The organism is Mucilaginibacter sp. SG538B (assembly GCF_013376065.1).
Lineage (GTDB): Bacteria > Bacteroidota > Bacteroidia > Sphingobacteriales > Sphingobacteriaceae > Mucilaginibacter > Mucilaginibacter rubeus.
On sequence record NZ_JABMJI010000001.1, the window covers coordinates 732826 to 748784 of the forward strand.

The 15959-nt window shown below is 42.7% G+C and carries 10 protein-coding genes; 9 read left to right on the forward strand and 1 reads right to left on the reverse strand.

What is annotated here, in order from left to right; translation table 11 throughout:
- Positions 1 to 7 precede the first annotated feature (7 nt).
- The gene (locus FHW88_RS02860; RefSeq protein ID WP_176623015.1) at positions 8 to 1174 is read right to left on the reverse strand and encodes an iron-containing alcohol dehydrogenase; all 1167 of its coding nucleotides are present in this window, start codon (positions 1172 to 1174) and stop codon (positions 8 to 10) included.
- Positions 1175 to 1593: 419 nt separating this feature from the next.
- Between FHW88_RS02860 and fbp the strand changes: the two genes are divergently transcribed.
- From fbp to FHW88_RS02905, 9 genes are all read left to right on the forward strand, one after another.
- Positions 1594 to 2637 (forward strand): class 1 fructose-bisphosphatase, encoded by a 1044-nt coding sequence (gene fbp / locus FHW88_RS02865; RefSeq protein ID WP_176623017.1) that lies wholly within the window; start codon positions 1594 to 1596, stop codon positions 2635 to 2637.
- 126 nt (positions 2638 to 2763) lie between these two features.
- Complete coding sequence (locus tag FHW88_RS02870) at positions 2764 to 5241, forward strand: TonB-dependent receptor (protein ID WP_255485202.1); 2478 nt, start codon at positions 2764 to 2766, stop codon at positions 5239 to 5241.
- 138 nt (positions 5242 to 5379) lie between these two features.
- On the forward strand, positions 5380 to 7593 hold the full coding sequence (locus tag FHW88_RS02875; protein ID WP_255485203.1) for an alpha-N-acetylglucosaminidase: 2214 nt from the start codon (positions 5380 to 5382) through the stop codon (positions 7591 to 7593).
- Entirely contained in the window at positions 7593 to 8765 is a 1173-nt protein-coding gene (locus FHW88_RS02880; protein ID WP_176623019.1) for an acyltransferase family protein, read from the forward strand. The genes FHW88_RS02875 and FHW88_RS02880 overlap by 1 nt, the downstream gene beginning before the upstream one ends.
- A 556-nt stretch (positions 8766 to 9321) precedes the next feature.
- On the forward strand, positions 9322 to 10281 hold the full coding sequence (locus FHW88_RS02885; protein ID WP_176623021.1) for a family 43 glycosylhydrolase: 960 nt from the start codon (positions 9322 to 9324) through the stop codon (positions 10279 to 10281).
- 14 nt (positions 10282 to 10295) lie between these two features.
- Complete coding sequence (locus FHW88_RS02890; RefSeq protein ID WP_176623023.1) at positions 10296 to 12278, forward strand: alpha-L-arabinofuranosidase C-terminal domain-containing protein; 1983 nt, start codon at positions 10296 to 10298, stop codon at positions 12276 to 12278.
- A 37-nt stretch (positions 12279 to 12315) separates the two neighbouring features.
- Entirely contained in the window at positions 12316 to 14457 is a 2142-nt protein-coding gene (locus FHW88_RS02895) for a family 43 glycosylhydrolase (protein WP_176623025.1), read from the forward strand.
- 186 nt (positions 14458 to 14643) lie between these two features.
- Entirely contained in the window at positions 14644 to 15459 is an 816-nt protein-coding gene (locus FHW88_RS02900) for a helix-turn-helix domain-containing protein (protein ID WP_176623027.1), read from the forward strand.
- Positions 15460 to 15530: 71 nt separating this feature from the next.
- Complete coding sequence (locus tag FHW88_RS02905) at positions 15531 to 15911, forward strand: YybH family protein (protein WP_176623029.1); 381 nt, start codon at positions 15531 to 15533, stop codon at positions 15909 to 15911.
- Positions 15912 to 15959: the final 48 nt, after the last annotated feature.

Below are 15959 nucleotides of genomic sequence, written 5' to 3' on the forward strand. Positions count from 1 at the left end.
GTATGTTTTAATAAGCAGCCTCGTAAATGCTAACAGCGTCATCTATATTTATTGGGCGCGGATTGTTTTTAAGCAAGCGCGTAATTTTCATGGCATCGGCGGCCATTTGGGGTATGGTGTTTTTATCTATGTCTATTTCTTTCAAGCTTGCGGGGATTCCGCAGTCCTTAATCAGCTGCCTGATCTTTTCAACACCGGCATGAGCCGTTTCAAAATCGTTGATGCTGCTGTTACAACCCAATGCACGGGCAACGGCAGCATATCGCTCAGGTGCTGCCGGAATGTTGTATTCCATTACAAACGGCAGTAACAACGCGTTTGATAAACCATGGGCAATATGGTACATGCTGCCTAACGGATAGGAGAGCGCATGTACGCCTGCAGTGTTAACCGGCCCTAAACAAAAGCCACCCATTAAACTGCCAATAGCCAATTGTGTACGGGCATCTTCATCAGTGCCGTCATTTACTGCTTTAACCAGGTTATCAGCTATAAGCCTGATCCCTTCAAGCGCATACATATCAATAAAAGGATGTGCGTATAGATTGGTATAAGCTTCAAGGCAATGGGTTAATGCATCAAGACCTGTGGCCGCAGTAACCTCTGTTGGGAGACTTATCATCAATGCCGGATCAATGATCACCACATCCGGAACCAGGTGAGGGCTTATAATGCCTTTCTTCTGGTTATCCGCATCATCTATCAATATAGCGTTGGGTGATGCTTCGCTGCCTGTACCCGCTGTTGTAGGTACACAAATGAGTTTTTTATTGCGATTTTTAAGCAAACCGATTCCTGTTATATCTGCCAATGTTTGATTATTGTCAATCTGCGCAGCTATGAGCTTAGCCACATCAAGCACACTGCCGCCGCCAATGCCTATGATCACATCGGCTTCAGTATGTTTTACAGATGCAAGCAAATCTCCAAAATCCTTGAACGAAGGCTCCCGTACTATGGAGGTATCAACACGAGCGTTAATCCCTGCTTCTTTAAATTGAGCCAAAAGTGGTTTAAGTTTATTTAATAGCGGACTGATGGTAATAATTAAAGCTGATTTATACCCGCCGCTGATAACATCACCGGTTAATTTAAAAAGCGAGTTTTTGCCAACAATTACCTGGCCCGGAAACCGGATAGTGATGTCGCGATAAGGATGTACAGTTTGCGGCATATACTTATATATTAATAATAGCTGGCCCTGGTTAATTGGTTTTGATATAAAACAAAGATGGATAATGCCGCCTCCCATTTTTATCCAACCGTTATCCAATTATTATACGATATTATCAAAAGGGATATCTGCCGGTAAGTTATTATGATATGATCTGCCTGTAATTTGCTTTAACAGGTAGTTGGAGTAGTAAATAATCGCTAAAATATAAGGAGACGGGGCATGACAGTTCGGCAACTAAAGGCCGGTAACTTAGCAAAAAGTTGAATATAAGGATAAAGGGCCCAGTTTATAAAGGTCGTTTATCTTTTAATGCTTATATTCATCGGTGGTCAAACCGCCATCTCCTAATTATAAATCATCCGGCTAAACTCCGGTATTTTTTAATATTTCTGTTAACCAATTAAATACATATCTCCATGAAAGTAGTAAAAACGTTAGGACAATTTATTATAGAGAAACAAGCAGATTTCCCTTTTGCCAAAGGCGAACTGTCAAGGCTTTTGCGGGATATAGGCATTGCCGCTAAAATTGTTAACCGCGAGATTAGTAAAGCAGGACTTATCGATATCATAGGCGAAACCGATTCTGTGAACTCCCATGGTGAACGTCAGAAAAAGATGGATGTTTATGCCAATGAACAATTCATTTCGGCATTGCGCAGTGGTGGTGAATGCTGCGTTGTGGCTTCTGAAGAGAATGATGAACATATCCTGATAGAATCGGAGATCTCAAAACATGCCAAATATATTGTGGCGATTGACCCGCTTGATGGCTCATCAAATATTGATGTGAATGTAAGTGTGGGCACCATATTTTCTATCTATCGCCGTAAATCAACCGAAGGTGCAGCTAAACTGGAAGATGTATTGCAAAAAGGTACTGAGCAGGTAGCGGCCGGTTATGTAATTTACGGCTCATCAACAATGCTGGTTTATACAACTGGCAAAGGAGTCAACGGCTTTACACTTGATCCATCAATAGGCGAGTTTTGCCTGTCGCACGCTGATATTAAAATGCCTAAGGATGGCTATATTTATTCTATTAATGAGGGGTATTATACCCATTTCCCTTTAGGCGTAAAAAAATATATTAAATATTGCCAGGTTGAAGATATCGCTACCAACCGTCCGTACACTTCAAGGTACACAGGTTCAATGATTGCGGATATCCATCGCAACGTGATTAAAGGCGGAATCTTTTTATATCCAACTACCGCGCAATATCCAAATGGCAAACTAAGACTGGTTTATGAATGCAATCCGATGGCCTTTATTATTGAGCAGGCGGGTGGTTTAGCGTCTACAGGTTATGAGCGGATCCTTGATTTGGATGTTAATGAACTTCACCAGCGCTCGGCTATTTTTATCGGTTCAGAAAATATGGTTAAGCGGGCCGAAGATTTTATGCTGGCCTTTTCTTCGCAACAGTCAGCCATAACCCAACATAAACAGGTTATTTAGTTAGCAAAGAGCTTCTGTTTACAGTTTGGTTATTATCGGGCTGATAAATGAAGTTATTTTATGCGCTTTGATATAAAAATTAGGTAAGACTAATTTTTTTTATTTGTTTTATATATTGTTTACAATATGCCAAAGCGAATGAAGGTGTTGTTTTTACTGTCTCTTTTGTTAATGCCGGTAGTGGTTTTTGCCCAGCATGGTTCCCTCAGGGGAAAGCTTACCGCGGGTAGTGAACCGCTTTCTTTTGCTACCGTTGCCCTTTTCGGAACTTCTATTGGGGGTACAACAAATGATAAGGGTTATTACCATTTGAAAAACGTTCCGGCAGGTACATACACGGTTGTGTTTTCTAATGTCGGGTATGTAACCGGGCGTTACAATGTAAGCGTAAAACCGGAGGAAGCTACCGTATTGAATGGTAATCTCCAGGAAAGCAGTTCTAAATTGAATGAAGTAACTGTGACTGGAGTATCCAGGAAAACAGAATTAAGAAGTAATCCCATACCTATCGCGGTAATGACCCGGAAAGAGATGGATCAGAATGTAAATAACAACATTATTGATGCTATAGTTAAAGGGGTGCCGGGGGTTAATGCGGTTACTACCGGACCTAATATCTCCAAGCCATTTATCAGGGGATTGGGCTACAATCGAGTTTTAACTTTGTATGATGGTGTGCGACAGGAAGGACAGCAATGGGGCGATGAACACGGTATTGAGATAGACCAGTACGGTATTGGTCGCGCAGAAGTAGTGAAAGGACCGGCAAGTTTAACCTACGGCTCGGATGCACTGGCGGGAGTGATCAACATGATCCCTTATCTGCCGGCTGGCGAAAACAATGTTTTGAAAGGTGACTATACTGCCGATTACCATACCAACAATGGAATGATCGGTACCTCATTGGGTTTATCTTATAAGAAGAACGACTGGCGGTACGCCTTCCGGGCAACTGCGAAAGCAGCGCATGATTATCATAATAGTGTTGATGGTTATGTGTATAACACAGGTTTCCGGGAGTTCAATTTATCGGGTATGGCCAGGGTTGATAAAAATTGGGGGTACTCGCAAATTGCTGCAACTGTTTACGACAACCGACAGGAGATTCCCGATGGCAGCAGGGACTCGCTTACAAGGCAGTTTACTAAGCAAGTAGCCGAAAGTAGTACCGACAATATTAGGAACAGGCCAATTGTAAGTGATGGCGAGTTAAGATCATACAGTATAACTCCGCTGCACCAGCGTATTCAGCATTACCGGATTTATTCGCATAATGAATTTAAATTGGGCGAAGGTAGTAGCATCAACGCTTCGCTTGGTTTACAAAAAAGCATCCGCAGGGAATATAACCACCCTACATTGCCTGATCAGCCGGGTTTGTATGTGATGCTCAATACTCTTAATTACGATTTTAAATATAACCTGCCGGCTATTGCAGGTATAGAAAGTAGCCTCGGCTTAAATGGTATGTACCAGGCCAACCGCAGCAAGGCTGCGACAGATTTTCCGATCCCGGATTATAACCTGTTTGATGCCGGGGCTTTTCTGTTCGCCAAAAAGACTATTGGGAAAGTTGATATCTCGGGTGGCATCAGGTATGATAACAGGCACATCCGCTGGAACGATTTTTATGTGGGGCCAAACTCCAAAAACGGGTTTGAGCAGCATGTGAAATTACCGGATACCGCAAGCGCCCATTTACAGTTTCCGGCTTTTAGACATGTTTACCAGGGTGTTTCGGGTAGTTTGGGAATAACCTATAATATCAGCGAACGCTTATTGTTTAAAGCCAACATCGCGCGCGGATACCGTGCCCCTAATATCACCGAGATAGGTTCAAACGGGCTCGACCCGGGTGCACATATCGTGTATTTAGGCAACCGCAGCTTCAACCCTGAATTTAGTTTACAGGAAGATCTGGGCTTCATCGCCTACCTGAAAGATGTTGACTTGATCGCCGAGTTATTCAATAATCATATCAACAATTACATTTACCAGGCTAAACTTACTGATGCCAATGGCAATCCTGTGGTGATTGTACCGGGTAACAGCACTTATCAATACCAGCAAAGCAGTGCCCGCTTGTATGGGGCCGAGTTTACGCTAAATGTGCATCCCCAAAATGTTAAATGGCTGGCTTTTAACAACAGCCTGGCTTATGTAACGGGAATCAACGGCAATAAACAGCTTATTGATGAATCTAACGGCGCAGCTAAATATCTGCCATTTATCCCGCCACTGCATATCCGGTCGGAGTTTAAGGCCAGTTTGCAGAAAGCGTATGGTGCTTTTTCGAAGATTTACTTTAAGGCTGAAATGGATGCTTACACCACGCAGAACCGATTTTATGCTTTGGATAATACGGAGACGGCTACACCCGGCTACGCCTTGTTTAATATTGGAGCAGGCGTTACTATCAAAAATAAATCGGACAAACCTGTTTGCGAATTTTTTTTACAGGTGGATAATTTGTTTGATAAAGCCTATCAATCTAATCTTAACCGTTTAAAGTATTTTGAGTATTACCGGTCGTCGCCAAATGGCAATCTCGGCATTTACAATATCGGGCGAAATATCAGTTTTAAAGCTGTTTTCCCTTTTTGATTTATTTTCGATAAAATATGGCTTTTTTTGTTTTTATTGCCCTGAGATTCTGTACATCGTGTGAGTGTCCAATGATGATGTCAAAATTTATCGGTGGACATGCTTAAAACTCAACAATCATAAAAACATCTAAAGTAAATGATATATAAAACAAAGGTTTTCATTTGTATGCTATTGTGTGGCATATGCGGTGAAACGGTCAGCGGTAGGGCACAACTTCATGTACCGGCTTCTTATGCTTTAATTAAACGTGTGGTACCCGGTTATGCACAAAATTTTATTGTTCAATCGCTTCCTGAAAATGAGGCCAAAGATGTTTTTGAAGTAGAAGGTGCCAAAGGTAAAATTGTACTGAGGGGCAATAATGGTATCGCGGTAGCATCGGCCTTATATTATTACCTTACCGAATACGCACATTGCCAAATTACATGGAACGGTACAAATCTGAACCTTCCTGTAAAGTTGCCCATACCAGCTCAAAAGGTTCATAAAACTACACCATACCAGTATCGGTACTATCTTAACTATTGCACCTATAGTTACAGTATGAGCTGGTGGGACTGGAAACGGTGGGAAAAAGAAATTGACTGGATGGCCCTGCACGGAATCAATATGCCGCTGGCGATAACCGGGCAGGAGTATGTATGGGATAAAGTTTATAAAGGGATGGGCTTTAGCAATAAAGATATGCAGGACTTTTTTACCGGACCAGCATATTTTGGCTGGTTTTATATGGGCAATATCGATAAATGGGACGGCCCGCTGCCCTCAAGCTGGATAACCGGCCACAGGGATTTGCAGCTCAAAATATTGCACCGCGAACGCGAACTGGGTATAAAACCGGTACTGCCCGCATTTACAGGGCACGTGCCGGCATCGTTTAAAAAACATTTCCCCAACGCTAAGCTAAAGCAAACCAACTGGAACAACGGCTTTGCCGATACATATATCCTGGATTCGGAAGACCCGCTATTTGCGGAGATCGGAAAGAAATTTATACAGGAACAAACCAGGGTTTATGGTACCGATCATTTGTACTCTGCCGATACTTTTAACGAGAATGAGCCGCCATCAAACGATCCTAAATTTCTTTCGGAACTAAGCGCGAGAGTTTATGACGGTATGAAAGGGGCTGATCCGAAAGCTGTTTGGGTAATGCAGGGCTGGTTATTTTTTAGCGACCGCAAATTCTGGCAAAACGAACAGATCAAAGCGCTACTGAATGCTGTACCTGATGATCATATGATCGTACTTGACCTCAATACCGATTATGAACCGATATGGAAACGGACTGAAGCATTTTACGGCAAACCCTGGATCTGGAACATGCTGCATAACTACGGCGGGAACAATAGTTTGTTTGGCAGGATAGAGGCAGTAGCTACGCAGCCGGCGCAGGCCCTTAATGATCCTAAATCGGGGAAAATGGTGGGGATTGGCTTAACCATGGAAGCTATTGAACAAACCCCTGTACTTTATGAGTTAATGACGCAACATACCTGGCAAAACAAATCCATTGATCTTGATCAATGGCTGCCGGAGTATTTATTTAACCGCTATGGCGTAAAAAGCCAGGATGCGCTTGATGCCTGGCAAACACTTAGAACTACCGTTTTTAACGGCAAGGATATTCGTGACGGTGCCGAATCGATCATTACCGGCCGGCCAACGCTTGATTCGGCTGCTATATGGACACGTACCCGTTTAAACTACAACCGGAAAGATCTGCTGCCCGCCTGGGATAAAATAATCGCCGCCATCCCAGCATGTAAACAAAGCAGTGGTTTTAACTACGATCTGGTAGATGTAACCCGGCAGATATTAGCTAATTACGGCAGGCCGCTGCAGCTAAAATGGATCAAAGCCTACAAGGATAAGGATGAAAAGGCTTTTGACAAGTATACGGCCGAATACCTTAACCTGATAACCGATATGGACAGGTTGCTTGCCACTCGTAAAGATTTTATGCTGGGCCCCTGGATAGCCGATGCCCGGAACTGGGGAACAAATCCGAACGAAAAAGCGCTTTATGAAAAAAATGCCCGTAACCTGGTGACTCTTTGGGGCGATGCTGATAGTCCATTGCATGAATACTCGTGCAGGCAGTGGAGCGGTTTGCTCAATGACTTTTATAAAGTACGCTGGCAAAAATTCTTTGATTTATTGAAGGGATCATTTAAAACAGGTAAAGAACCCGATTTTAAACAATTTGATAAATCGATAAGCAACTGGGAATGGCAATGGGTTAATTCATCCAAAACTTATCCCGTTGCTCCTGCCGGCAGTAGCACCATTGTTGCAAAGCAGCTTTATGAAAAATACAGAACAAACATGGGTAACGATCTTAAGTAATGGATACATCGACAGCTAAATCTGCAACTACCGTGGCAAAGCCCGCAAGGTTATTATCGTTAGACGCCCTTCGTGGGTTTGATATGTTTTGGATCATGAGTGGGGAAGGGGTAGTGCATGCGCTTGCTAAAGCTACCGGCTGGCCGCTGTTGGTATGGATGTCGGGACAGCTACATCATACCGAATGGAATGGGATCACCTTTTATGATATGATCTTTCCATTGTTTTTGTTTATTGCCGGGGTTTCCATGCCTTATTCAATGGGCAACAAAGTTGCTAAACATGGGGTAGCTCACCCATATCTGTTGCCGTCCTCAGCCAAAGGCGAAATTTATCGCTCCATGATCAGGCGTACCATTATCCTGTTGTTTTTAGGGGTGGTTGTTAACGGCTTGTTTAAGTTTAACGGTTTAGAGAATACACGCTTTGCGAGTGTGCTTGGACGTATCGGCCTGGCCTGGTTTTTTGCGGGTGTAATTTATCTGAATTTTGGTACCCGGGGGCAAATTTTATGGTTTGGCATTTTACTGTTGGGCTATTGGGCTGCCATGGAACTGATCCCCGTACCTGGTTACGGGGCAGGGGTTTTAACCATGAACGGCAGCCTGGAATCTTACATCGACCGTTTATTACTTCCCGGTCGCCTGCATGATAAGGTGCATGACCCTGAAGGTATCTTATCTACCATTCCCGCTATTGGTACCGCCATGCTGGGGATTTTTACAGGCCAGTTCCTGAAGCTGGAATCTGCAAAATGGCCAATGTGGAAAAAGGGTGTTTGTTTATTAGCAGCCGGTATTTTATTTATCGGGTTAGGGATGCTTTGGAATCTTGCTTTCCCCATCAATAAACGTTTATGGACAAGTTCGTTTGTAATGTTTGTAGGTGGATGGAGCCTGATTTTCCTGTCTGTATTTTACCTCGTGATTGACGTTGCCGGATACAAAAAATGGGCATTCCCTTTTGTGCTCATCGGGGTAAACTCTATCCTGATCTACCTGGCATCTGAAGGGATGGTTGATTTTCAGCATACAGCTAATTTTTTGTTCGGGGGAATAATAAGTCATCTTGCTCAAAGCTGGCAACCGGTGTGGGCCGCTATATCTATTGTATTTGTACAGCTTGCTTTGTTGTACTTTTTATACCGAAATAAGATTTTCCTGAAAATATAAACTAAGAAGCTGTTTGAATGTAGAGACACATAATTGCGTCTCCCGCATGCAAGGTCAAAGTAGTTTGAATTCTTTCAACGGCTCTCGTAGGTTTAAATTTTCCCTTAAAGATGCATTGTTGTTTAATCTGCAATGCGTGTTGTTTTGCTCCTCTGGGGCAAAGGATATTTCTATAATTTTTTATGCTACAAACCTTTTGCACCTCTGGTGCACTTGTCCTTAAGAACATCTCAATTAATATCATTTGTCAAATTATAAAAATCCCCCTCTGGTGCACCTGTCCTTAAGTACATTTCAATTAGTATCGTTTATCAGTTTATAAAAATCCCCCAGAAGGGGAAAAGGGTTGTAGTAGACAATTTTCAACCTCTTATCCGAACCCCAGAGGGGTTCAACTTACGCTGGTTACTCAATTAGCTATAGCCATTTGACTATTAATTTGTAAGCTAACTTGAGTCTGCGAGTGACGAAATCAGAAAAATAATTAAGATAAAATCGTATTAAATTAGTTAATTGTTAAAATAACACTTAATATTGAATTGTTTTTACCTTTATTATGACCAGGCGCATACTTTTCTTGTTTACACTTGTTTTGATTGGCACAGCTTCACGCGCGCAAAAACAAATGATCCCAAATCCAATAACCAGGGGATACTTCGCCGATCCTACTATTGTGAAAGATAAAGGCCGCTATTTCATTTATACCACAATAGATCCCTGGGGCGATAAAGAACTGGCCGTGCTGGAAACTGCCGACTTTATAAAATTCACGCGCCATCATATCAACTGGCCAACCAAACAGGCCTGTACCAGCCCAACCTCGCTCAACGAAATGGTTTGGGCACCATCTGTAGTAAAAGGAAAGGACAATAAATTTTACATGTATGTAGCTGTAGGCGGCGAGGTTTGGGGAGGCGTGAGCAATACGCCCCTTGGACCCTGGGAAAACTTAAAGACCGATAATACGCCCATGGTAAAATCCACAGATTATTCGCAGGTGCATAATATCGACCCGGATTGCTTTATTGATACCGATGGCAGCGTTTATTTGTATTGGGGATCGGGATATAAATGGATCAACGGGCACTGCATGGCTGTAAAGCTAAAGGATGACATGGTTTCGTTTGATGGAGCGCCTAAAGACATCACCACGCCTCATTTTTTTGAAGGTACACATATGGTTAAACGCAATCAAACCTATTACCTTATGTTTTCAGAAGGTAAAGCCATTGATGCCACTTACCAGGTGGGTTATGCCAAAGGAAACAGTCCGCTTGGGCCTTTTCAGGAGAATGAGCACCGGGTTATATTAAGTACTTCTGCCGACAGTACCGTAATTGGCCCCGGCCATCATACCACATTTTCAGAAAAAGGACAGCGCTATATTTTATATCACCGCATTTTTCCGCAAAAGGAATCATTTGTATTAAGGCAGTTGTGTCTTGACAGTTTAAATTTTGACGCGGATGGTAATATCAAAAAAGTAAGCACAAAAGGAGTACAAAAGTTCAATTAACCTTATAACCTGTTATGATAAAAAAAATAGGCCGTGCCGCGTTGTTATTAATACCGGCATTTAGCTGGTTTGGCGCTTTGGCGCAACAAAAAGCCGATGTCACAAAACCTAAGAAGATCAGTCCTGACCTTTTCGGGATCTTTTTTGAGGATTTAAGTTATGCCGCCGATGGAGGCCTTTATGCCGAACTTATCCAGAACCGCTCATTTGAATATAACCCGGCCGATAACCGCGACTGGAATTCGATGACCGCCTGGAAATACCAAACAGATGGGTTTGGTTATGGTACCATTTCTGTAGAAACGGCTGCCCCGGTACATCCCAATAACCCGCACTACATTTTACTTGATATTCAGGATGAAGGGCAAAAAGGAGTGGGGCTCGAAAATTCAGGGTTTGATGGGATCCCTGTAAAGGCGGGTAAAAACTATGATTTTTCCGTTTTTTTAAATGTGATTTCAGATCAGTCTTTACCCGTAAAGGTCGCTCTGGTTGACCGCAAGGGTAAAGAATTAGGCTCTTCTTCATTTACGACATCTGATAAAGGCTGGAAAAAATATGCGGAACAAATTCATGTGAATTTTGATAATGATAGTGCCAAACTGGTATTATTGATTAAAGCGAAAGGAAAGATCGGGATAGATATGGTATCATTGTTCCCGGAGGAAACTTTTAAGAATCATAAAAATGGATTACGGGCAGACCTGGCGCAGGTTATTGCCGATATAAAACCAAAGTTTATGCGTTTTCCCGGTGGCTGCCTTACCCATGGTGATGGCGTCGCCAACATTTACCGTTGGAAAAATACCATAGGACCGGTTGAACAAAGGGTAGAGCAACGTAATATCTGGAACTATCATCAAACAGCAGGTTTAGGTTATTTTGAATATTTTCAGTTTTGTGAGGATATCGGTGCAAAGCCTGTTCCTGTACTTGCGGCAGGAGTGAGCTGTCAAAACTCTGGCGGTACATGGAGAATAGGTTCTACAGGGCAAAAAGGTATCCCGATGGAAGAAATGAAAGCTTATGTACAGGATGTACTCGATCTGGTAGAATATGCTAACGGGCCCATTACATCTACATGGGGCGCAAAACGTGCTGCAGCAGGGCACCCGGCACCTTTTAACCTGGAGTACCTCGGCATCGGTAATGAAGATAAGATCACCGGCGTATTTGAAGAACGGTTTAGGATGATCTATGATGCAGTGCACAAAGCCCATCCCGAAATTAAAATCATCGGTACGGTTGGGCCAAGTCCGAAGGGCGAAGATTTTGATAAAGGCTGGAAATTGGCCGATCAGCTTTCGGTTGGTATTGTTGATGAGCATTATTATGAAAAGCCGCAATGGTTTTTAAAAAATACCCAGCGTTATGATGCATACAACAGGCTCAGGTCAAAAGTTTATATAGGAGAATATGCTTCCTGGGGTAATACCTTGTTTAATGCCTTATCAGAAGCGGTTTATATGACCAGTTTAGAACGTAACGGAGACGTGGTTAGAATGGCGTCATATGCACCGCTTATTGCCCGGATAGGCCATACTTCATGGAACCCCAATTTGATATATTTTAATGGTAGCAAGGTTTTCCCAACGGTAAACTATTATGTTCAGCAGCAGTTTGCTGCCAATTCGGGTAATGAGTATTTACCGGATGTAATAAAATTGAAAGGCGAAAAAGCGGCTCTTGACACCACGGCAGGTGTTTCAACCGTGCGCGACTCTGTGACTGGGGATCTGATCCTGAAAATTGCCAATGCCGGTAATGCTCCTGTTTCGGGAGAGGCAGATCTGTCAAAAATTGGTCAGCTACCCAAATCGGCAACAGTCACTGTTATTACAGGCAATCCGGACGTGAAGAATTCTGCCGATAATTCGCAAGCCATCGTCCCACAATCATCAGTAATAAAATTGCAAAAGAAGTGGGCTTTCACCGTACCTGCCTATTCATTGACGGTTGTCAGAATTAGCGGCAGAGAGATAGAAAAGCACAAATAATTATCCTGAATATTCGAAAAAAACAAACCAATTATACATGAAAAAAATAGTTTTACTGGGCGTTTTGGTCAGCTTTTACACGGCGGTCATGGCACAATCGCAGCAAAAATTCAGCGCCTACCTGTTTACTTATTTCACAGGGAGCAAAGGTGGCGAAGAAATTCGTTTTGCTTTGAGTAACGATGGTTATCATTTCCGTGCGCTGAATAACAATCGCCCGGTTTTGAATTCGGCCGATATCAGCGCTACCGGCGGTGTTCGCGATCCGCATATCATGCGTGCTGCCGACGGTAAAACATTTTATATGGTTGCCACAGACATGAACACCGAAAAATATGGCTGGGGACCGGATTATTCCATGGTATTGCTCAAATCAACCGACTTGGTACACTGGAGTTCGAAAACAATTGATATCACCAAACTTTATGAAAAATTTGCGGGTGTGAACAGGGTATGGGCACCGCAAACCATTTATGATCCGCAGAAGAAACAGTATATGATCTACTGGTCGATGCGTTTTGGCGAAGAGGCAGACAAGATCTATTATGCTTATGCCAATAAAGATTTTACAGGCCTTACAACCGAGCCTAAACAGCTTTTCTTTAAGCCGGATGGCGGTGCCTGTATAGACGGGGATATTGTTTATAAAAACAATAAATACTACCTGTTTTTCAAAACAGAGGGATCAGGTGCAGGTATAAAAATAGCCGTATCGAATAAGCTAACTTCTGGCTATGTATTGCGTGATAAATACGTACAGCAAACCAAAGACCCGGTAGAAGGGGCGGGTACTTTTAAATTAAACGATGGCAGCGGTTATATTTTGATGTATGATATGTATACCCAAGGTAAATACCAGTTTACCAGGACGACCGATCTTGAAAATTTCAAACTGATTGACGATGAGGTATCCATGAATTTCCATCCGCGCCACGGTACGGTGATGCCAATAACTTCAAAGGAAGCCGCTGCACTGACTGCTAAATGGGAAACGCCGGAAGATGTCATACTTTCACCGATAAACAAGCAAATTAAAACCATCAATATCGTTTTAGATTCGGCGAGCCATAAAGTTCGCCTGCCTGTAAAGCCGGGTACGAGTTTAAAATTATTTAATCCACGATTTACCTTGTTTCCCGGCGTTACTGTCAGCCCGTTGAAACCGCAGGATTTTACGAAGGGGCCGGTTAAATATTCGGTAACGATAAACGGTAAAAAAGCACAGGTTTTTGAAGTTACCGCCCAGGAAACCCATAACCCGGCTATAGCAGGATATTATGCCGATCCGGAGATCCTGTACGCCGAAAAAACAGGCAAGTTTTATATCTATCCAACCAGCGACGGCTTTGATGGCTGGTCGGGCAAGTATTTCAAGGCTTTTTCTTCGGATGATATGGTTAACTGGAAAGATGAGGGCAAAATTCTTGATTTGCCGCAGGATGTAAGCTGGGCGAAGAAGAATGCCTGGGCACCCTGTATTATCGAAAAAAAGATTGGTGACGATTATAAATACTTCTACTATTTCGCTGCTGCACAAAAGATAGGGGTTGCAACGGCAAATGATCCGGCGGGTCCGTTTACAGATTCAGGTAAACCATTGGTGGCGCAATTGCCCGAAGGTGTTAAAGGCGGACAGCAGATTGACGCCGATGTTTTTGCCGATCCGCAAACAGGTAAAAACTATTTGTACTGGGGCAATGGCTATATGGCAGTGGCCGAGTTAAACGATGATATGATTTCATTAAAACCGGGTACTACCAAAATCCTTACTCCTTACTCGCATTATAACGAAGGCACCTATGTGTTTTATCGCAATGGAATTTATTACTTCATGTGGTCTGAAAATGATACCCGGAGTCCTAATTATAGTGTGCATTACGGCACTGCAAAATCTCCGCTGGGGCCAATAGAGATTCCTCAGCAAAACACGGTTATTGCCAAAGATGCAGCAAAAGGTATTTACGGTACCGGCCATAACTCGGTGATCCAGATCCCTGGTACAGATGAATGGTATATTGTTTATCACAGGTTCAACTATCCCAAAGGGATTACCATGGGGGATGCCGCAGGATACAACCGTGAGGTATGTATTGATAAAATGGAATTTGATGGCAATGGATTGATCAAACAGATACCCCCTACACATGAAGGTATAAAACCTGTACAGGTTAAAAAGTAACCTCGGTTTATATAAATAATGGTATAGCTGCTATGTGAACGTATTGAAGGTTCACATGGCAGCTTTTGTTTTATATAAAATTAAACACGTATTAGCTTTAAGCTTTGCGCCTTCCGCTTTAAGCTACTAAAAATATGTTCCGTTTTTTACAATTTGACGACTTCGTTGTATCCTATATTTGTAATCATGGTTTTCAAAGAGATGCTTCCGGAGCCAAGGCTGCAGCCTTACATCAAGTGCTTCTATCTGTATGAATCTGATTCGGACAGAAGCTACGATGATATTGTGTTCCCGAGCGGTACCATGGAGGTAATCTTTAACCTCGGTGCCGGAAATTGGAAATCAAAGAAAGGTGATACATTTTTTACCACTCCTCCAGTTGAACTTTGGGGCCAGATCACTAAACCTTTGCCCATTCAATCTGTAGGGCGCAATATTATGCTCGGCTTCCGTTTTTACCCGCATTCGGCTGCTTACTTTTTTGATGAAAATGTATCAGAATTTAACAACGAAATTGTTGATGCCACGCACGTATTCGGACCTAAATTAAGAACGCTTTATTTAAAATTATTGGAGACCGCCGACCTGAATGCGAAGGTGGCCATGATTGAAGATTATTTGCGGAGCCGTTTATCGGCAACCGAAAAAAAGCATTCGAAGATCAAATTTATCGGGGATATTGTCAGTAGTCTTAAAAAGAATTACAGCAACGATAATATCCTGTCTATTTCCAGCCGTTATAACATTTCCTCACGGCACCTTAATACCCTTTTTTCGCAGTATACAGGTTTACCGCCAAAATTATTTTACAAAATAAACCGCTTTCAGCATAGCCTTAACCTGGTTAGCGCTAATGAAGAAAAGCTAACGAATGTAGCCTACAGCGCCGGTTATTTTGACCAGGCACATTTTATAAAGGAATTTAAGCTTTTTACAGGTTTTACACCTAACTCATTTGCTGCTCAGGCGTCGCCTATAAACCAGGCGTTAGCGGGCAGTTAATACTCTTCCGTTTTATACAATTTTGGGCTATTCGAGCCACATAGTTTTGCTGATATAAAAAAAACAACAAAATGAAATCAGCAAAAACACCACAGGAGGTGCACGCGGTACTTGCAGCCGCTTTTAACACCAAAGATGTAAATGTAGTTATGAATGTGTATGATGCCAACGGTATTATTTTTCCCGAGCCGGGAAAAGAAGTATCAGGCAAGGCTCAATTTGAACAGGCCGTTAAAAGCATCTGTGCGGTTCCGGGAGTAATGGAAATCAAAACCGTTTACTGTCTGCAATCGGGCGATGTAGCGGTAGGCCGGTCGGAGTGGAGCGTCACCGACAATGGCAAAACACAGATTGCCGCAAAAGGGATAGAGTTAATGAAACAACAACCCGACGGCAGCTGGAAAATTGTCATCGATCATGCATTCGGAGCTGAGGCTAATCTCGTAGCCTGATTTTCTCTATCTGAAACAAAAAATGACCGGATTTATCCGGCCATTTTT